Raw genomic sequence first — 19371 nt, 5'->3', positions numbered from 1 at the left:
CGTTGCTACGCGCTACGAAAAAACCGCACGAAATTACTTCGCTGTCGTCGCTATCGCCGCAACTCTGCTCTGGCTAAGATAACTGTCCACGCGACCTAAGGCAGTGCGGCTCGTAGGATGGGTAGAGCGAAGCGAAACCCATCACTCGGGCCGCGTGTCGTGAAGGCGATGGGTTTCGCTTCGCTCTACCCATCCTACGGCGCTGCGGCGCGTTACGCCGCAAGCTTCAACACATGCGCGTCATGCTGCTTGAGGAAGGCGCGCAGCAATTGCGGATAGTCGGCGCCGACCGCGGCCTTCACGCTCGGACGCTTCGCCAACTCCGCGCGCCACTTCCGCACCTTCGGCATGTCGTTGAACACCGCAAGGTCGATGAATTGGTCGAACACATCGAAATAGCGGAAGATCGGCGCGAAGACCGCATCCACCAGGCTGAATTTCTCGCCCGCAAAGTACGGACCCGCGCCGAGTGCCGCCTCGACGCGGGCGAATTTGGCAGTGACCGCCTCCCGCTTGGCCTCGAAGGTCGCGGCATCCTTGGCAATCTCGAGGCCCCAGAGATCGCTTAAGGTGGCAGAGCCGAATTCCATCCAGGCGCGATGTTCGGCGCGCGCCAGCGGGTCCTGCGGATGCAGCTTGGCGCCGGCTTGCGTCTCCTCGATATATTCGCAGATCACGTTGCTCTCGAACAGCGCCACCTCGCCCTTGTCGGTCGCAACCGTCAGCACCGGCACCTTGCCGAGCGGCGATATCTTCAGGAACCAGTCCGGCTTGTTGGCGAGATCGATATCGATCCGTTCGAAGGCGACGCCCTTCTCGTTAAGCGCGATCACCGCGCGCTGCACATAGGGACAGAGCTTGTGGCTGATCAGTTTCAACGCGGCCATGGCGAACTCCTCGCTGGTTTCAAGCACTCGCATGCACCTAAATGCATTTGCATGAAACAGTCAAGAAAGGATGCAATTGCATCTAACGGCCTAAGGTCGCACGATGATGCCCCCGGTCATAGGAATAGGCACGCCGGTCGTGGCGGGATAGCTGAGCGGCAGGCCCTTCATCCCGCGCACGGCAAGGAAGCCGAAGGCCTGCGCCTCGATCGCGTCCGGCGACCAGCCGAGCGCATCGGCTGCTTCGACGGTCGCGGGCGCAACCCGCTCGCGCAGCATCCGCAGCATGGTCAGATTGCGCGCGCCGCCGCCGGCAACGATCCAGCTCTTCGGCACCTTCGGCAATAGCGGCAGCACGCGGGCGATCGTGGCCGCAGTGAAGGCGGTCAGCGTCGCCGCGCCGTCGGCGGGCGTGACGTCCCCGAGCTTCAATGCGGCGAAATCATTACGGTCCAGCGATTTCGGCGGCGGCAGCGCGAAAAAGGGCAATTCCAGCGCGCGCGCAATCCAGGCCTCATCGGCCCTGCCCTGCGCGGCAAACCGGCCGTCGCAATCGAACGGCTGGCTCATGACGCGGAACATGTAGTCGTCGAGCAGCGCGTTGCCGGGACCGGTGTCGCAGGCGATCAGCGTGTCAGTGCCGTCGATATAGGTGATGTTGGAGACCCCGCCGACATTGACCACCACGGTCGGCCCCTCGCGCTGCACGGATTGCACCAGTGCCCGGTGATAGACCGGCACGAGGGGCGCGCCCTGCCCGCCGGCCTCGACATCGGCGGCGCGAAAATCATGCATCACGGGAATGTGGACCATTTTCGCCAGCGCCGCGGCATCGCCGATCTGCACCGTCAATCGGCGCTCCGGCCGGTGCAGCACGGTCTGACCGTGGAAACCGACAATGTCGATATCTTCCGGCATGATGCGATTCTGCGCGGTGAAGGCGGCGACCGCCTCGGCATGCGCCAGCGTCACGGCACGTTCGGCGTCGGCCAGGATCCCGGGCCGGGCGTCACGGTGCGCTAGATGGACGGCCTCGGTAAGTGCTTGGCGCAGCAGGCTGCGCTCGGCATTGGTGTAGGACCGGTAGCCGGACGGCCCGAACGACTTGACCTGCTTTCCGTCGGTTTCGATCAGTGCGACGTCAACCCCGTCGAGCGAGGTCCCGCTCATCAGACCGAGTGCGGTCAACATCATGCCTGCAGCCTTCGACGCCTCTTGTCCTGCCCTGACGCCCGGCTTGTATCAAACAAGCACATCTTATAATGCCACAGCGCCCCCTGCGGCGGCAGTCCGTTCGGTCGGGGTTCCCCAACTGGATGCAAATACCGTAAAACAAGCATGATCAGAGTCGCCGACAAATGACTACATTTAAATCGGATTTTATGAATGAGCTGCAGTGGCGCGGCTTCATTCATCAGGTGTCGGACGCGGCGGGCATCGACGCGCTCGCCGCCAAGGGAGACATCGTGGCCTATGTCGGCTACGACTGCACGGCCCCATCCCTGCATATCGGCCATTTGTTGTCGGCCATGATGCTGCACTGGCTGCAGGAAACCAAAGGCGGCAAACCGATCACGTTGATGGGCGGCGGCACCACGCGCGTCGGCGACCCCTCGGGCAAGGACGAAACGCGTCAAATTCTCTCCATCGAGCAAATCGACACCAACAAGGAATCCATCAAGCACGTCTTCAAACGCTTCCTGACGTTCGGAGACGGCAAGACCGATGCCGTGATGGCCGACAACGCGGAGTGGCTGACCAAGCTCAATTACATCGAAATGCTGCGGGATATCGGTCGGCACTTTTCCGTGAACCGCATGCTTTCCATGGACTCGGTCAAGCTCCGTCTCGATCGCGACCAGGAAATGAGCTTCATCGAATTCAACTACATGATCCTGCAGTCCTACGACTTCGTGGAACTGGCACGTCGCTACGGTTGCAATCTACAGATGGGCGGCTCCGATCAATGGGGAAACATCGTCACCGGTGTCGACCTTGGCCGCCGCATGGGCACTCATCAGCTCTACGCATTGACGACACCGCTGTTGACCACGGCTTCCGGCGCCAAGATGGGCAAGACCGCCGCCGGCGCGGTCTGGCTGAACGCCGACCAGTTCAGCCCCTACGATTACTGGCAATACTGGCGCAACACGGAAGACGCCGACGTCGGACGCTTCCTGAAACTCTTCACGACGCTTTCAATGAGCGAGATCGGGAAGCTGGAGGCACTGCAGGGCTCCGAGATCAACGAGGCCAAGAAGGTGCTGGCGACGGAGGCGACCGCCCTGCTCCATGGCCGCGATGCCGCGGTTGAGGCCGCCGAAACCGCGCGACGCACCTTCGAGGAAGGCGCACTGGCCGAGACGCTGCCCACGGTCGAAATTCCGCGCGGCGAGCTGGATGCCGGCATCGGCGTGCTGGCTGCCTATGTGAAAGCCGGCCTTGTCGCCTCTAACGGCGAGGCGCGCCGCCAGATCAAGGGCGGCGGATTGCGCGTCAACGATGTCGCCGTCACCGACGAGAAGATGATGCTGACGCCGTCCGACCTCACCGCGGAAGGCGTGATCAAGCTGTCGCTCGGCAAGAAACGGCACGTCCTGTTGAAGGCTGCATAGGCGCATTCGCTTTTTGCGACTTGTGGGGAGCTGCGGAAACGCGCTCCCTCTTCGCATGGACAAGAATACGCCCGGGGAGGAAGTTGCAGCGAAGCCGCCGACGCGCGTCGCGCTCAATGTGCTCGCGCTGTGCTTTGTGCTCGCGCTGATCGGCCGCGGCCTCGGCGAGAGTTTCACCGTCTTCCTGAAACCGATCTCGGAAAGTTTCGGCTGGGATCGCGCGCAGACCGTTTCGGTCTATTCGCTGACCTGGCTTGCCGGCGGCCTGACCGCGCCACTGATCGGTCGCCTGTTCGATCATTCGGGGCCGCGAGCCGTCTATGCGCTGGGACTGCTGCTGCTCGGCGGCTCGTTCCTGGTCGCGGCGTATGCGCAATATCTCTGGCAGTTGCAGTTCAGCATCGGCCTTTGCGTCGGAATCGGGATCGCCTTCATCGGCAATGTGCCGAACTCGATCCTGCTCGGCCGCTGGTTCGGACCTCGCCTGCCGACCGCGATGGCGGTGGTCTATTCCGCGGCCGGCGCCGGCGTGCTCGTGCTGCTCCCGGCCTCGCAGCTTTTGATCGATGGCGTCGGCTGGCGCGGCGCCTACCAGATATTCGGCATCACGGCGTTGTGCCTGCTGGTGCCGCTATTGCTGTTGCCGTGGCGGCGGTTCTCGCGCGGCTCGCCGCATGTAGTGAAGAAGGCCGATCCTGACATCGTCGACCGGGGCTGGACGCTGCTCGGCGCAATGCGTCATCATGCCTTCTGGGCGCTGTTTGCGACCTTCTTCTTCACCGCGATCGGCATGTATGCGATCTCGGCGCAAATCGTTGCCTATCTGATCGACGCGGGCTTTCCACCGCTGCAGGCCGCGACCGCCTGGGGGTTCAGCGGCGTCGTGCTGCTGTTCGGCATGCTCGGCGTGTCCGAACTCGACAGCATCATCGGCCGCCGACCGTCGGTCCTGCTCAGCTATGGAATCTCGATCGTCGGCATCATCCTGCTCTGGCTGCTGCAGTGGTATCCGAACGTCTGGCTGCTCACCGGCTTCGTCGTCACCTTCGGCAGCATGATCGGCTCGCGCGGCCCGCTGATCACGGCCACCGCGATGAAGATCTTCCGCGGCAAGCGGGTCGGCACCATCTATGGCACCATCTCGATCGGCAGCGGGCTCGGCTCCGCGTTCGGGTCCTGGGCCGGCGGCCTGATTCACGACTTCGCCCACAGCTACAACCCGGTGATCGCATTCGCGCTGGTCAGCGTGATCCTCGGAATGATCCCATTCCTGGTCGTGCCGGCACTGCGCCGCTGATCGAGCGCGTCCCAGAGGTATCCCCTTGATGGCGCGCTGTATTCACTATTGGTAAGCCAGTTCCTGTTATGCCTCGGGACACGATTTTCCGCAGAGGCCGCAATGAACATTCTCAGCCGACTGACGATCCGCACCAAACTCGCCAGCATCGTGGCTCTCGCGGCACTGACCGTGTTCGCGATCGTCGCGGGATCGGCCTGGCTCAGCCGAAGCCGCATGCTCGACGATCGCGTCGTACAGATGCGGACGGCGGTCGACCTGCTTTACGGCGTGGCGCAGTCGCTGCAGGACGAGGTCGCCGCGGGGAAGATGACGGTCGCCGAAGCGAAGGTGCAGTTTCGCCAGCGCGGCCGGAAAATGACCTTCAACAACGGCCAAGGCTATTCCGTCACTTACAATGCCGACACTTCGATCTTGTTGAACGCCGCCAATCCCCAGCTCGAAGGCAAAATCACCGGTGCAATCGATTCCAATGGCGTCCTGATTGCCGACGCCATTATAGGCGCCGCCCGGCAGAAACTGGAAGGCGGCACCACATCCTATCTTTATCCACGCCCCGGGCAGACCGTGGCGCTGCGGAAAATGGTCTTTGCCCGCAGCTTCGAGCCATGGAACGTCTTCTTGAGCTACGGGCTCTATGTCGATGATATCGACGCCGATGTGAATGCGCTGCTGCTGGAGCTCGGCGCGGTCGGCGGCGGTCTGATGCTGCTGATGGGGCTGTTGTCGTGGCTGATTGCCCGCGACGTGGTCGGAGCCCTCGATCGCCAGAAGAACCGGATGCAGCGCATTGCCGAAGGCTCGCTCGACGAAGCGGTCGAGGAGACGAGCCGCCGTGACGAGATCGGGCGCATGGCGGAAACGCTCGAGGTGCTGCGGCAGACCGCGATCACCGCACGGGCGCTGGAAGCGGAACAGGATGCAACCAAGGAGCGGAGCGAGAAGGAAAAGCGCGACGCCTTGATCGCGCTCGCCGATCGCTTCGATGCATCGGTCGGCCAGCTCGTCGGACTGATGGCGTCGGGATCCAGCGAGCTTGAAGCCACCGCAAAGTCGATGTCCGCGACCGCCGAGGGCACCAATCACCGGGCCTCGGTGGTCGGCTCGGCGGCAACGGAGGCAAGCTCCCGCGTGCAGACCGTGGCCTCGGCGGCCGAGGAATTGTCCTCCTCGATCTCCGAGATCAGCCGCCAGGTCGCCCAGTCGGCCAATGTCACCGGCCGCGCCGTCGCAAGCGCGCGCCGCACCGATACCATCGTGCGGGCGCTCGCCGATGGCGCCCAGCAGATCGAGCATGTCGCCGAGTTGATCTCCAGCATTGCCGAACAGACCAACCTGCTGGCGCTCAACGCCACCATCGAAGCCGCGCGTGCCGGCGAGGCCGGCCGCGGCTTTGCCGTGGTCGCCTCCGAGGTCAAGAGCCTCGCAAGCCAGACCGCGGAAGCCACCAAGGAGATCGGCACGCGCATCGCGCAGATCCAGGGCGCGACCACGGAAGCCGTCGAGGCGATCGACGGCATCACCGCCACGATCGAGGAAGTCAGCACGATTGCGACATCGATCGGCTCCGCGATCGAGCAACAGGGCGCGGCAACCGCCGAAATCGCGCGCAGCGTGTCGCAGACGGCGGAAGCGACCAAGGAGGTCACGACCAATATCGGCGGCGTCAGCGCTGCCGCCAACGAGACCGGCAACGCCGCGGGCCTCGTTCTGACCGCAGCCAGCAACCTGTCCAAGCAGGCTGAGCAGCTCTCCGGCGAAGTCTCGACCTTCCTCGCCGGCGTTCGCGCCGCGTGAGCCAGTCTCGTTGCGAGGAGCTAGAGCGAAGTCCAGACATCTAGAATGATGTGACTTCGCCTACTCGCTCGACAAGATGCGCACGCGAGGGTGCAGGGTCAAATCGATCGGCGAAATATTGTGTTTCGTGGGCCACCAGCCCTTCGCGGAATTCCATGATACTCACCGTGTAGGACGGTATGCCGTCATAGGTAAGTACGAATTCTGTGATCCAGAGATCGCCGCTGCCGACAATTCGACGGACCGTAAAACGCTTCTTGTTTGGCTGAAGGAATCGGCTCTCTTGAATGTTGTGCCGTCCGCGGATCCGCTCGCCCGATTGCGGATAATCAAGCACGGCGTCCTCGTGATAGATTTCATGCTCGACCTGGAAATCGCTCGCGTCTGAAGCATCCCAATGGCGCTCCAGCGCCACCCGCATGGTTCGATCATCCATCTCAATCTCCCACCTGCGCGACGCACGTCGAGTTGATCCAGCACACACCTGACCTGGATCTCTGCAGAAACTAGGCCGCTGCCATCTTTCTCGAATGCTCAATTACAGGCGCAACTGAGTTTGTGGGCTCAAGAGCGACCGTCACGGTAAACGCAGCAATATCCAGCCTGCATCAGACATTGTGAAAGCACGAGTGCTGATGTCAGCGCCCCCCGCAAGACTTGGTCTCATTTCTCCAGATAGCGACGTCACTCAGCCTTTGACTGGCTTCCTGCGCAGCACAGAGATTGGAACATGTTGCGTGGTGCTGATCACGATCTGGGGTTCACCATCGCATGCGTGGCTTCTCAGCGTCTCCAATACCAGAAAGAACTTCGGCAAGCATAGCGTAAACCTCGCTGACCTTTGTGACGATGCGTCGGTTCCATCGGGAGGACCGGACTGGATTTCGAGGCGAAAAAACCAGCTTGATCTGGCTCACCCAAACGGATGAGCTCCCCGGGGTAGATTGATGTCGTTCTCCTTTTGGATCGCGCCGCGATGTGTTATCGAATCGTCATCCAACCGTCACACAATCGTACATGTCAGAAACTGATACGCCAGAGCCCGCCCGGGAAAGTGCACGCGCCGCCCACGGGCTTGATGGCACCCTTGCCACACAGGACAACAAAAGGCCGAACGACTCTGTTGCCGGCCGGCAACATGGCGTCGCGGAGCTTCGTTCGCAGGAACCGCCGAACGATCCACTTCATCAGGCGCAATATCAGAGGAATGACGCAACGTCAGAAATCCCTGCGCAAAACGGTGCTACGCTTGGCGGCAGCGAGATCGAGCTCAAGCTTCTGGTTGATGCTGATCGCATGGCGGATTTCAACGCCGCTCCGATCATCGCGACGAACGCGCGCAACAAGGGCACACGAAAACACCTCAAGTCCGTCTATTACGATACGCCCGAGCAGACGCTGAGACGAAATGGATTAAGCCTGCGGGTTCGTCAGAACGGCGCACGGTTCGTGCAGACCGTGAAAGCCGAACTCGGAGACGATCCGCTCCGGCACGGCGAGTGGGAGGCAAATATCCCTTCCATTGCTCCCGATGTCGAACTGGCGATCCCCTTCATCCCACCCAAACTTCGCTCGGACCTTAGACGTCATCAGCTCGAGGCAATCTTCACCGCGGATATCCACCGGCACACGCGCATCGTTGAGCTGCCATCCGGAACGATCGAGGTCGCTTTCGACCAGGGAGTGCTGAAGTCGGGCGATCAATCGATGCCTGTGAGCGAAATCGAATTGGAGCTCAAGGCTGGAAGCGCCAGCGCGATTTACGACCTCGCACTTCGGCTCGCGGACCATGGGTCCGTGCGACCGTCAATCCGCAGCAAGTCGGCGCGCGGCTTTGAGCTCGCGGCCAACGCGTCCCCCGCCCTGCGGAAGCCACGAAAGCTTCGCCTCGATCCGTCAATATCGCTCGATGAGGCCTTCGCAAAGATACTGCGCTCCTGCCTCCACCATCTTCTTGGGTCTGTCGCGGCCGCCGAGGACGGTCGCGATCCTGAGGGAGTCCATCAGCTTCGCGTGTCGCTGCGCCGCCTGCGCGCGGCTCTGGACTTGATGCGATCCGTTGGGCCGTTGAGCAACCTCGACTCGTTCCGGTCGGAAGCAAGGTGGCTGGCACGAAACCTTTCCCCTGCACGCGATTGGGATATGTTTCAACGGGGCACGCTGCCGACCATCGCGCAGGCCTGTCCCTCGGTCGCGGGCTTTGATGCCCTGGAACAGCTCGCAGAGAAACGCCGATCTGCCGCCTACCAGAAGGTACGTCTCGCGCTGGCTGACCGCCGCTGCTCAAGTTTCCTGATCGCCCTCGGCGGCTGGATTGAGGCCAGGGGTTGGCGTAGCGACGTCTCACCCGAAGACCTTGGACGACTGGTCGAGCCCGCCATCAACTTTGCCGGACGCATCCTGTCGGAGCAGCATGCGAAAGTGCTCAAGCGCGGCCGCCGCTTCAAATCGCTTCCGGCGGAAAAACTGCACCGGTTGAGGCTCGCTGCGAAGCGACTGCGCTACGTCGCCGACTTCCTGTTACCGCTCTATGGAGAGCGAAAGTCCGTCAGGCGATTCTCTCGCGGGCTGGCCGACCTGCAGGAGGAACTTGGTTCCTTTAACGACATGGCGATCACAGACGGTCTTTTCGCTGAGCTCGGTGACGAGTTCTCCCAAAGCGGCACCGCTGCAGCCGCCATAACCGGCTGGCAGGCACACGCATCGATCGGCGTTGAGGCGCGCCTGCGAAACGCGTGGCAGGATTTCAGGAAAACAAAAGCACCGTGGTTGAGGGCAGCAGAGGCGTGATTGCTTCTCACCTCCGCCCGGGCGTTTAGGCCGCGTCCGTTTCCGGTTGCTGTGGCCTATCTCCGTCATCCAGGCTCGCTCACCTTCTCGAAACCGGCCGAACGGCCACCGGATGCTCCCGTGTCAGCTCCACCTCTTGCTTCTCGTGGCGGATCACGAGGCGTTCACCTTCACGTAACGCGTACTCCACCGTCTCCAGGCCAATTTCGACCTCCAGCAACTGGTCACGGTAGGTTATGGGGAATCGAAGGATTGCGTTTTCCTCGGGCGCACGGCGTGGCCAGAACGATAACGTTCCATCATCGTCCCGCATCCCGCCAAAACCGTAGGTGAGCATCATCCACGTGCCGCCCATAGAGGCGATATGGCAACCATCCTTCACGTTGCCTCCCACATCGGCCAGGTCCATCAGCAGGGCCGCCATGCCGTACCGGATTGCTTTGTCCATGTCGCCGACTTGGGCGGCAATGATTGCCTCGACGCAGGAGGACAGTGACGAGTCGCCTGTCGTCAATGGATCGTAGAAATCGAAGTTGCGCTTCTTGACTTCTGACGAGAAGGCGTCGCCCAACAGGAACATCGCCAGCACCACATCTGCCTGCTTGATCACCTGCTTTCGGTAGATGTTCAGCGGGTGATAAAACAGCAGCAGCGGATAGTGCTCGCGCGGTGTGTTGTGGAAATCCCACGGCTCCCTGTCGAGAAAGTTGTCATCCTGAAGAATAACCTTCAGCGTTTCGTCCGACGGCACATACATGTTCTCCGCCGCTCGCATCCATGCGCTCACCTCGGAGAGATCGAGCGCGGTTTTTCGCGCAAGCTCGTCGTATGCGTCTGGTTCTGCTGCACGTAGAACTTCGACAACCTCGGCGGCGTAACGAAGGTTTTCGCGAGCCATCAAGTTCGTATAGGCGTTGTTGTTTACGACCGCGTTGTATTCATCAGGCCCAGTGACACCGTTGATGCAAAACTGTCCCCCCTTTGCGTCCGAATAGAAGCCGAGGTCCAGCCACAGTCGGGCTGTTTCAACGAGCATTTCGGCTCCATACTTTCGCAAGAACGCGTCGTCACCCGTCGCCTGCACGTACTTGCGCACTGCGTACATAATGTCGGCGTTGATGTGATATTGCGCGGTGCCCGCGGCGTAGTATGCGGATGCTTCCTCTCCGCTGATCGTGCGCCAGGGGTACATCGCCCCTCGATGGCCCAATTCTCTCGCGCGTGCCCGCGCCTGAGGGAGCATTTTGTAACGAAACGCCAGAAGGTTCCTTGCGATCCGGGGGGACGTATAGATCAGAAACGGCAACACGTAGATTTCCGCATCCCAGAAGTAGTGTCCTTCATAAGCCTGTCCGGTAAGTCCTTTCGCCGGCACGCCCGCTCCCTCCGCGCGAGCGGAGGCTTGCAGAATATGAAATAGATTGAAGCGGATCGCTTGCTGGATCTCTACGGTGCTGCGCTTTGCTCGGTGTTCACTGATGTCCTTGATATGAACATCGCTTCGGCGCCAAAAATCGTCCATGTACTGCCCTTGAGAGGCCAGCAGCGGCTGGAATCCCTGGGTCACGACCCGATCCAATGTCCATTCAGCGCGGCCGCAGAGCTCTTCGGCGGATGCCGTCTGGGAGGTGTGATAGACCATGTACTTGGTGAGCTGGATCGGACAGCCGGGCTTGGCATCGACCGTGTAAGCAACCTGGCCGAAGTCAGGGGTGCAGGCGGCCTTATGCGAGTGCGAGCAGCAACTCTCCATCGTGTGGTCCGTCGCACATGCCAACATACAGCGGCTCTTTTCCGTCGCATGGCACAACACGATGCGCTGATCTTTGGAGTAGTTGGTTTGTGGATGAAGTACTCGCCCGGAAAACGCTCTTGCCAGGCGCGGATCATCGCGATTGCCGCCGTCGCTTGGTTTATTGGTAGCCATCTCCGAGGAGATTACGACAAATGCCTGAGCATCGACGAGTGTCACACGATACGAGATAGCGACCACATGCCTGTTCGCGAAGGAGACCAGACGCCGGGACGTGATCGACACCTGCTTGCCGGAGGGTGTCTCCCAGAGCACGGTCCGATCGAGTGTGCCGGCCTTCATGTTGAGACGCCGGTCGTAAGCCAGGAGCTGTGCATTGGGTAACCAGAACGGTTCGTCGTCCACGAAGAGCTTGATGATCTTGCTGTCCGTCACGTTGCAGATCGTCTGGCCAGTTTTGGCGAAGCCAAAAGCGTCTTCTCCGTAGACGATAGGCCAGGTTTCATAAAACCCGTTGATAAATGTGCCGTTCTCGACGTTCGGGCCGCCTTCCTCCGGGCCGCCGCGCAGGCCAACATATCCATTGCCGAGAGCCAGCATCGTTTCGAGCTGGGCCAGAAAATCCGGTCGAAAGGACCTTTCGATAACGTTCCACTCATCGGCCGGATAATCGCGCGATGGGGGCCGGAGCCGTTCATGGTGTAGCATCGGGCTGTTTCTCCCAAGGCAGCATTTGGCATTGATCAATCGGTTAGTTCGGCCAAGTCGCCGACTACCAGATGAGCACCATGATGCTTCAGCTCATCCGCATTTCCCTTGCGAGCGACACCGATCACCAGCCCAAAGTTTCCATTGGATCCGGCTTGGACTCCCGAAATGGCATCCTCGATCACGATCGTCCGTATCGGTTCAACGCCGAGGAGCCTTGCCGCGAGCAGGAATGTGTCCGGAGCCGGCTTTCCGGAGAGACCTTGCTCCAGGATCACGTTGCCGTCGACCCGCACCTCGAAGAACTCGTCCAGCCCAGCCGCCCTCAGGACAGACGCGCAGTTTTGACTCGAGGTGACTACAGCAATCTTGAAGCCATTGCGGCGGAGCTGATGGATGAATTGCAGACTTCCGGCGTAAGGCTCTACGCCAACCTCCACGATCGCGCGGTCCACCAGGTCGTCCTTGCGGTTTCCGAGCCCGTACACTGTCTCGACTTGTGCAGGGTCCCCTGGGTCTCCCTCGGGAAGTTCGATGCCGCGCGATCTCAGGAAATCACGCACGCCATCGTAACGGGGTTTGCCATCCACGTGCAGCCGGTAGTCGGCGTCGATGTCGAACGGACGAAATGCTGTCCCCGTCTGCCTCGCACGCTCCAGCAGATACTCATCGAACATCTGCTTCCAACAGGTCGCGTGGAGATTGGCTGTATCCGTCAATACACCATCGAGGTCAAAAAGGACGGCGTCGTACTGGTCGCGGTTGATGCGTTTGCTCTCGGGTTGCGGCATGGATCACCCTCCTCTTGACCCAAGGACCTACCCGCCGGAACCGCCCGGCGGGTCTTGTGAGACGACATCGCGAACACCTTCACGTTCGTCTCCCGCCGACCGGGTTAGACGTTATCCGCCTCTGTGGAACGAACCGCGGTGGACGCTGCCTCGTTCCCCCATCTCCAGCCCGTGATCTCGGGCATATCGTCCCCATACCGGGCAATGTAGGCCTTGTGATCGATGAGCTTGTCGCGAATGGCCTGCTTGGCATAAGCCGCCCGCGATCCGAGCTTTGGCACACGGTCAATGACGTCAGCCACGAGGTGGAAGCGATCGAGATCGTTGAGCACGCACATGTCGAACGGGGTCGTGGTGGTACCCTCCTCCCTGTAGCCGCGCACATGGAGATTGTGATGGCCGGTGCGCCGGTAGGTCAATCGGTGAATCAGCCAGGGATAACCATGGAAGGCAAAGATGATCGGCTTGTCCGTGGTGAACAACGCATCGAAATCCTGATCCGAGAGACCGTGCGGGTGTTCGCTCGGTGGCTGCAGTTTCATCAGATTGACAATGTTGATGACGCGCACCTTGAGATCGGGCGCATGCCGTCTAAGCAGGTCGACGGCGGCAAGCGTCTCCAGTGTCGGCACGTCACCACAACAAGCCATCACGACATCGGGCTCGCCACCCTTGTCGTTGCTGGCCCACTGCCAGATGCCTAATCCAGCTTCGCAGTGCTTGACCGCCTCGTTCATTGTCAGCCACTGAGGAGCAGGCTGCTTGCCCGCGACGACGACGTTGACGTAGTTCCGGCTGCGCAGGCAATGGTCAGTGACAGAGAGCAGACAATTCGCGTCGGGTGGCAGATACACCCGGATGACTTCAGCTTTCTTGTTCACGACATGATCGATGAACCCGGGGTCTTGATGGCTGAAACCGTTGTGGTCCTGGCGCCAGACATGGCTGGACAAAAGATAGTTCAGGGAACCGATAGGGCGTCGCCAGGGGATGTGGCTGCAGACCTTCAACCACTTGGCGTGCTGGTTGAACATGGAATCGATGATATGGATGAACGCCTCATAGCACGAGAAGAAGCCGTGCCGACCGGTCAGCAGATAGCCCTCGAGCCACCCCTGACACTGGTGCTCGCTGAGCATTTCCATTACGCGCCCATCCGGCGCCAGATGGTCGTCCCACGGATAGGTTTCCGCGACCCAGGCACGGTTGGTGACCTCCAGCACGTCTTGCCATCGGTTGGAGTTGTTCTCATCCGGACTGAAAAGCCGGAAATTCCGATGCTCCATATTGAGCTTCATCACGTCGCGCAGAAACCGCCCCATGATCCGCGTGGACTCTGCGATAGCGGCGCCGGGCTCGCGCACCTCGACTGCATATTCGCGGAAATCCGGCAGTCGCAGTTCACGCAGCAGTAATCCGCCATTGGTGTGCGGATTGGCGCTCATGCGACGCGTTCCTCGAGGAGCAAGGTCAGCCAACTCGGGGCGAAGCCGCCCGCCGTCGTCGAAAAGCTCCGCGGGTCGGTAGCTCTTCATCCACTCTTCAAGCAGGCGGACATGGGCGTTGTTCTCGTGCATCGCGCCCATCGGCACTTGATGGGAGCGCCAGTAGCCCTCGGTCCGCTTGCCATCGATTTCCTTCGGACAAGTCCAGCCCTTGGGGGTGCGCAGCACGATCATCGGCCAGCGTGGCCGCTCCCTAAAGCCGCTGCGTCGCGCATCCGCCTTTATCCGCTGAATTTCGTCGGTGATCTTGTCGAGCGTGGAGGCCATCAGTTCGTGCATTTTTTCCGGCTCATCCCCCTCGACGAAATAGGGCGTGTAGCCGTAGCCGCGAAACAACTGATCCAGCTCTTCATGGCTGATGCGGGCGAGAATGCAGGGATTGGCAATCTTGTAGCCGTTCAAATGGAGGATCGGCAAAACCACCCCGTCGGTCGCCGGATTCAAGAACTTGTTGGAATGCCAGCTCGTTGCCAGCGGTCCCGTCTCCGCTTCGCCGTCGCCGACAACGCAGGCAACAATCAGATCTGGATTGTCGAAGGCAGCCCCATAGGCATGCGACAGCGCGTACCCGAGCTCGCCGCCTTCGTGAATTGAACCCGGGGTCTCCGGCGCCACATGACTAGGAATACCGCCAGGGAACGAGAACTGGGTGAACAGCCGCTTCATGCCCTGCTCGTCGGGCGAGATGTTCGGGTAGACCTCGCTGTAGGTTCCCTCGAGATAGGCATGCGCGACCAGACTGGGGCCGCCGTGCCCGGGGCCCGTGATGTAGATCATGTCGAAGTCGTGTTTCTTGATGATGCGATTCAAGTGAACGTAGATGAAGTTCAAACCGGGTGAGGTCCCCCAGTGACCGAGAAGCCGCGGCTTGATGTGTTCCTTCGTGAGCGGCTGCTTAAGCAGCGGGTTGTCGTAGAGATAGATCTGACCGACCGAAAGATAGTTGGACGCTCGCCAATACGCATCCATCATTGCCCGCTCTTTATCAGACAACGTGTTTGCCATCGTTTCCTCCTAACTCCGTCTTATCGAGTGAGCCGATTATCAATCGGCGCGGCAGTCTCGCTGCTGTAGCGCAGCATTGTCGCCCGGCGTTCGCCGCCGCGCGCAAATCCGCAGGGGCGATAGAGAGCCTTCTCGCTGGAAACTAGGTTCTCTTCCCGCCAAGGCGCAGGGCCGGCGCCGGATCCTGAGGGGCTGCCCAAGAGAGAGAACCGCGCGGCATGGCCTTCATTGATCCAGATCAACGCATGTCCGCTTAGGGACATCTGCTCGATGCAGGCATATCCGCCGCACGCCCCGGTTGGGCGTGTGGATTCCGGACATTCTGGCTTAAGCGACGAAACGCGCGGCTTGAGCTCGGCGCGCCAGGAACGGGAGGCCGCAAGCCGCTCAGTTGTTCGGCGGGAATTCTATCTGGTTGTTCTGCTTGCCGGTATTGAATTCCATGATCTTCCGCGTCACGCCGGGAAAGATCGCCGAGATGGGATTGACCCGCAACACCGGTTGCGCCGGTGTGCCCACGACCTCGTAGGTCACGCCGATCAAGCCCTCATTGCTCCCGCCGCCGAGGACCAGGCCGATCACCGGCAACTGGCCGAACATGTTGTTCAGCCCGTACATCGGCACGAAGGTGCCGCTCATGCGCACCTGGTTGGCGTTGTTGTCGATGCTGCCTTCGATGGTCGCGCCGATCGCCGGCCCCTTCACGACGCCGTCGCGGATCGTGAGCAGTCCGCTCTGCCGCGTGAACTCGGCGCGCAAGGCGCTGAACGCGACACCGCTCGTCGTGCCAGGCGCACCGCCGGCTGCAATCCGGTCGAGCTCGGGTTGACCTTTGACGGAGAAGTCACGGATGTTGATCAGTCCTTCCTTGGGGCTCGGCTCCGCCGCCGGCGGCTCCATCGCGAGCGTGAGCTGGCCACCCACGATCTTCGAATAGAAATCGGTGAAGCGGAAGAACGCGCCGGCGTCATTGGTCTGCAGGTAGACCACCTCGCGCCCCTGCTGGCGGCCGCGCAGATCGGCGGTCACGGGCGTATCGCGCCCGATCTTGCCTGTCAGCGCAAAACTCTTGAAGGCGCCGTTGCGCTTGGACACCTTCGCATCGACGCTGCGCAACGCTTCGCCATTGAAGCCGGCAACCGCGCCGAGCTTGAGGTCGATGTCGTAATCGATATTCTTGGTCTTGTTCTTCGGGTCATCGCGGCCCGAAATCGCCGTGCGCAGGAAGCCGCGGCCATCGAACACGTCGCCGCGCATGGAGACCTTCAAGACGCCGTCGGGCCCGCGGTCGGCGCGCAGCGTGGTCTTGTCACCTTCCGAGGGCGAATAGGTCGGGAAGTTGACGTTCATCAGATCGCCGTTCTGGTCGACCTCCACCGATCCCTTGATCGACGCGCCCGCGCCATCGACGACGATGTCCTCAAAGCGCGTCGATTGCGGCTTCTGCACCACGTTGAAGGTGACCTTGCCCGACTTGCCGGGACTCTTCACCCAACCCGGTAGGATGTTGTCGAGCCGGAGCTGGGTCAGATCCGCCTCGACGCCGAGCTTGGTGTCGTGATCGCTGCTGCTCGCAATTTTGCCCACGACCTTCACCGGGATTGCGCCGCTCACCGCGGATCCGAGGTCGAGCCCGAGTCGCGCGCGGCCGGCATCGTCAAGCGTTGACTGCAGCTTGATATCGGCATCGCCCTCGCTCGGCTTGCGGTAATCCAGCGAAGCCGGCTGGCCGTTGATCTTGACGTCGCCCTTGACCTGATAGCCCGCATTGTTGGCAACGACCTTCAGCGCGTTGGCCTCGAGCTTCTGGTTCATCACCAGCCTGTCGATCGCGACGCTGCCGAGATCGGCGGTGACGGCGTAAGTGGTGTCCTCCTTGGTCAGCACGCCCTTGACCGGCAGGCCGAGATTGATCGTGGCCGAGACCGTTCCCTTGCTCGCATTGGGATCGACAAATGTCGTCCCCGAGACATCGCTGAGGCGATCGGAGGCGAGGATTTCAGCGCAAGCCGGCACCGAACAATCGACGCGGAACCGGATCTTCGCCGGCGAGGGTTTCGGCACCATGTCCGGGACTTCGAAAGAGAAGTCGGACAGCGTGATCTTGCGCCCACCCGGCGTGTCGACGATGCCCTGGGCGATATTGACGGTGGCGGTGCGGCCCGTCACCCGCGCCCGCAAATCCGCGTCATGAACCACGGGCATCTCGTCCACCGGACGCACCGCTACACCGCTCGCGACGATGTTGACGGCAAGCCCGTCATCCGGGATCGGAGGCCCCTTGCGCGACAGGTTGCGCACCGGCGAGTTGACGCCGATCTCGATGCGCTGGAGCGTGCCGCGCTCGATCCGCTCGATCACCCATTCGCGCAGTTCCGGCACGACTAGCGCGGGCCAGACTCGCTTCAGCGCGGAGGCCGACATCGGCGTGCCCGCAAAACCGAGCTGCAGCCGCGGTTCGCCGGAATAGTCGATGCTGCCGGTGCCGGCGATGCCGATCTCGCCATTGCTGATATCGGCCTGCGTCAGCAGCACACGCTTCTTGTCGGTGTCGAAACGGAAGCCAACGGCGATGCGGTTGAAGATCAGCGGCGGCTCGTTGTCGATGCCCGCGAGCAGGATGGTGCCGCCGCTCAGGCCAAGCTGCCAGTCGTTGATGTCGTCATTCGGCGGCTCGAGATGAGCGAGCAGCGTGACGCGGTTGGCGCCGGAGACGATCTTGAACGGCGCCAGCAGCACGCGGCGTCCAGCGTCCCATTCGACATTCACGTCGGCCGAATCGATCGCCATCGGATAGTCCGGTGTATCGGTGTCGATCAGGTTGCCGGGGCCGGCGGTGATCTTGCCGCGGAAATAGGTCGGCAGGCCGTCGCGCCCGAGTTCACCCTTCAGGTCGCCGGACAGCGGCAGCTCGGCATCGTAGGTGAGATCCTTCACCCTGAGCGCCAGCAGGATATTGGCGGACGGCAGCTTGTCGGCGCGCAGGTCGACCGCCCGCACGCCATCCCTCAGCGGTCCGACCGCGACGCGCAGCGACCATGGACGGGCGCCCTCTTCGCCGACGCTCAGCGCCACGCCGCCGCCGCTCGGCCGCCGCAGGCTCAGGCTGATATTTTCGAAGGTCCATTTGCCGCCGCGCTGCTGATCGTCGACGACAAGGTTGCCGTTCTTCAGGCCGATCTCGTTGAGGTTCTGGCCGTCGAGACCGGTCAGGCTGAGGCTGTCGAGCCAGTCGAGGCCGGCGAGCAAACCGCTCTGCGCGCTCTCAGACGGCGCCGGGACGCTGACGGACGGCGACGAAGGTGGCGATAACGGCGGCGGTGGGGGCACCGGACGGGGGAATGTCGGAGGCAGGCCCGCCTCATGCTTGGAAGCGACACCGGTCGCGAGCGGCTTGGCGGTATCGCCGGCGGAAACGGTCACATAGCCGTCCGGCGTGATCCGGATCGCGAGTTCGGCATCAACGAGGTTGAGGCTTTCAGCGCGGAGCTGGCCCATCAGCAGCGCGGTGCCGGACAGTTTGACCTCGGCTTTCGGCGCGCTCGCGACGATCGCATGGTCGCGGTCGCGTACGATGATGTCGCGGATGCGCACCGCGATTCGAATTGGACCGGCGCGCTCGATCTGGGTGCCGCCGACCTCAACCGTGTTGCCGTGGCCGATATTGTCCTCGATCGCAGCCGCGAGCCACGGTGTCGCCATATCGAGATTGATCGGCCCTGCCCCCAGCCGCCACCACAGCGCGCCGAAGCAGCTCATGAAAATCGCCGCCAGCACGCCCAGCACCAGGGCGATGCGCTTGACCCAGCGCCCGCCGTGAGTCGATCGCCGCCTGGGGCCGAAGAAGTCACCGATCCGGTGCAGGCCGGAATCTGAGCGCGACAACAGCCGCCGCGCGCGATGGCCGGCAGCCTCGTCATGCTCCTCCCAGCCGACATCGTCGCCCCAGCCGCGATACTGGGCGTCGGCACGCGGATTCGGGCTGTGACCTTGGAGCGATCCTTGGGAGCTCGATCCTTGGGACGACGTATTCTTTGCCATTGCCTCTCGGTGCAGGCGCTGAGGTTGATCGCCGCCCAAGGCACGCCCATCGATCTGTATCGAGCGCTCCTGTGCCGGCATCGCTGCCAATCCTCGCTTAATACTGTTAGTCGCCCTCAGCCCCAAGTGAACATTTGAGCGAACATTCAAAGCAGGTTAGGCGAGCGGACGGATGACGCATC

Annotated in this window: 11 protein-coding genes and 1 pseudogene; 5 read left to right on the top strand and 7 right to left on the bottom strand. The window is 61.7% G+C overall.

Annotated features, from left to right (window positions below; all coding sequences use genetic code 11):
• Window positions 1-82: pseudogene (locus tag AC5ZGW_RS31740) on the top strand (IS5/IS1182 family transposase); the annotation flags it as partial.
• Window positions 83-212: 130 nt separating this feature from the next.
• Here the strand turns inward: AC5ZGW_RS31740 and AC5ZGW_RS31735 are convergent.
• Window positions 213-887 carry a glutathione S-transferase family protein gene (locus tag AC5ZGW_RS31735; RefSeq protein WP_130227873.1) on the bottom strand — a complete coding sequence of 225 codons (675 nt, stop codon included), beginning with the start codon at window positions 885-887 and terminating at the stop codon, window positions 213-215.
• Between the two features lie 90 nt (window positions 888-977).
• A complete protein-coding gene (locus AC5ZGW_RS31730; protein ID WP_130227874.1) occupies window positions 978-2081 on the bottom strand; it encodes an anhydro-N-acetylmuramic acid kinase in 1104 nt (367 codons plus the stop codon).
• 164 nt (window positions 2082-2245) lie between these two features.
• On the opposite strand from AC5ZGW_RS31730, the gene tyrS reads away from it, so the two are divergent.
• The 3 genes from tyrS (at window position 2246) to AC5ZGW_RS31715 (ending at window position 6596) form a co-directional block, all read left to right on the top strand.
• Window positions 2246-3502, top strand: coding sequence for a tyrosine--tRNA ligase (gene tyrS, locus AC5ZGW_RS31725; RefSeq protein WP_130227875.1), 1257 nt, complete (start codon window positions 2246-2248; stop codon window positions 3500-3502).
• Window positions 3503-3557: 55 nt separating this feature from the next.
• Window positions 3558-4799, top strand: a complete 1242-nt coding sequence (locus tag AC5ZGW_RS31720; RefSeq protein ID WP_130227876.1) for an MFS transporter — start codon at window positions 3558-3560, stop codon at window positions 4797-4799.
• Between the two features lie 102 nt (window positions 4800-4901).
• The gene (locus tag AC5ZGW_RS31715; RefSeq protein WP_130227877.1) at window positions 4902-6596 is read left to right on the top strand and encodes a methyl-accepting chemotaxis protein; all 1695 of its coding nucleotides are present in this window, start codon (window positions 4902-4904) and stop codon (window positions 6594-6596) included.
• A 40-nt stretch (window positions 6597-6636) separates the two neighbouring features.
• Here AC5ZGW_RS31715 and AC5ZGW_RS31710 read toward each other — a convergent pair whose 3' ends face one another.
• Window positions 6637-7032 carry a nuclear transport factor 2 family protein gene (locus AC5ZGW_RS31710; RefSeq protein WP_130227878.1) on the bottom strand — a complete coding sequence of 132 codons (396 nt, stop codon included), beginning with the start codon at window positions 7030-7032 and terminating at the stop codon, window positions 6637-6639.
• Window positions 7033-7613: 581 nt separating this feature from the next.
• Here AC5ZGW_RS31710 and AC5ZGW_RS31705 point away from each other — a divergent pair.
• On the top strand, window positions 7614-9386 hold the full coding sequence (locus tag AC5ZGW_RS31705; RefSeq protein ID WP_130227889.1) for a CYTH and CHAD domain-containing protein: 1773 nt from the start codon (window positions 7614-7616) through the stop codon (window positions 9384-9386).
• Between the two features lie 79 nt (window positions 9387-9465).
• Here the strand turns inward: AC5ZGW_RS31705 and AC5ZGW_RS31700 are convergent, their stop codons facing one another.
• The 4 genes from AC5ZGW_RS31700 to AC5ZGW_RS31685 all read right to left on the bottom strand — a co-directional run bounded on the left by AC5ZGW_RS31700 (window position 9466) and on the right by AC5ZGW_RS31685 (window position 19270).
• Window positions 9466-11847 carry a glycoside hydrolase family 65 protein gene (locus tag AC5ZGW_RS31700; protein WP_130227879.1) on the bottom strand — a complete coding sequence of 794 codons (2382 nt, stop codon included), beginning with the start codon at window positions 11845-11847 and terminating at the stop codon, window positions 9466-9468.
• A 35-nt stretch (window positions 11848-11882) separates the two neighbouring features.
• Window positions 11883-12638 carry an HAD family hydrolase gene (locus AC5ZGW_RS31695; RefSeq protein ID WP_130227880.1) on the bottom strand — a complete coding sequence of 252 codons (756 nt, stop codon included), beginning with the start codon at window positions 12636-12638 and terminating at the stop codon, window positions 11883-11885.
• A 104-nt stretch (window positions 12639-12742) separates the two neighbouring features.
• A complete protein-coding gene (locus AC5ZGW_RS31690) occupies window positions 12743-15148 on the bottom strand; it encodes a phosphoketolase family protein (RefSeq protein WP_130227881.1) in 2406 nt (801 codons plus the stop codon).
• Window positions 15149-15535: 387 nt separating this feature from the next.
• Window positions 15536-19270, bottom strand: a complete 3735-nt coding sequence (locus AC5ZGW_RS31685) for a hypothetical protein (RefSeq protein WP_130227882.1) — start codon at window positions 19268-19270, stop codon at window positions 15536-15538.
• Between the last annotated feature and the right edge of the window lie 101 nt (window positions 19271-19371).

Source organism: Bradyrhizobium sp. Crot121 (assembly GCF_059512385.1).
The sequence above is the reverse complement of the archived record's forward strand: the minus strand, read 5'-3'. Positions and strand labels throughout refer to the sequence as shown.

Coding starts and splice junctions, on each gene's coding strand:
- AC5ZGW_RS31735 (WP_130227873.1), bottom strand. CDS start 887: ATGGCCGCGTTGAAACTGATCAGCCACAAGCTCTGTCCCTATGTGCAG.
- AC5ZGW_RS31730 (WP_130227874.1), bottom strand. CDS start 2,081: ATGATGTTGACCGCACTCGGTCTGATGAGCGGGACCTCGCTCGACGGG.
- tyrS (WP_130227875.1), top strand. CDS start 2,246: ATGACTACATTTAAATCGGATTTTATGAATGAGCTGCAGTGGCGCGGC.
- AC5ZGW_RS31720 (WP_130227876.1), top strand. CDS start 3,558: ATGGACAAGAATACGCCCGGGGAGGAAGTTGCAGCGAAGCCGCCGACG.
- AC5ZGW_RS31715 (WP_130227877.1), top strand. CDS start 4,902: ATGAACATTCTCAGCCGACTGACGATCCGCACCAAACTCGCCAGCATC.
- AC5ZGW_RS31710 (WP_130227878.1), bottom strand. CDS start 7,032: ATGGATGATCGAACCATGCGGGTGGCGCTGGAGCGCCATTGGGATGCT.
- AC5ZGW_RS31705 (WP_130227889.1), top strand. CDS start 7,614: ATGTCAGAAACTGATACGCCAGAGCCCGCCCGGGAAAGTGCACGCGCC.
- AC5ZGW_RS31700 (WP_130227879.1), bottom strand. CDS start 11,847: ATGCTACACCATGAACGGCTCCGGCCCCCATCGCGCGATTATCCGGCC.
- AC5ZGW_RS31695 (WP_130227880.1), bottom strand. CDS start 12,638: ATGCCGCAACCCGAGAGCAAACGCATCAACCGCGACCAGTACGACGCC.
- AC5ZGW_RS31690 (WP_130227881.1), bottom strand. CDS start 15,148: ATGGCAAACACGTTGTCTGATAAAGAGCGGGCAATGATGGATGCGTAT.
- AC5ZGW_RS31685 (WP_130227882.1), bottom strand. CDS start 19,270: ATGCCGGCACAGGAGCGCTCGATACAGATCGATGGGCGTGCCTTGGGC.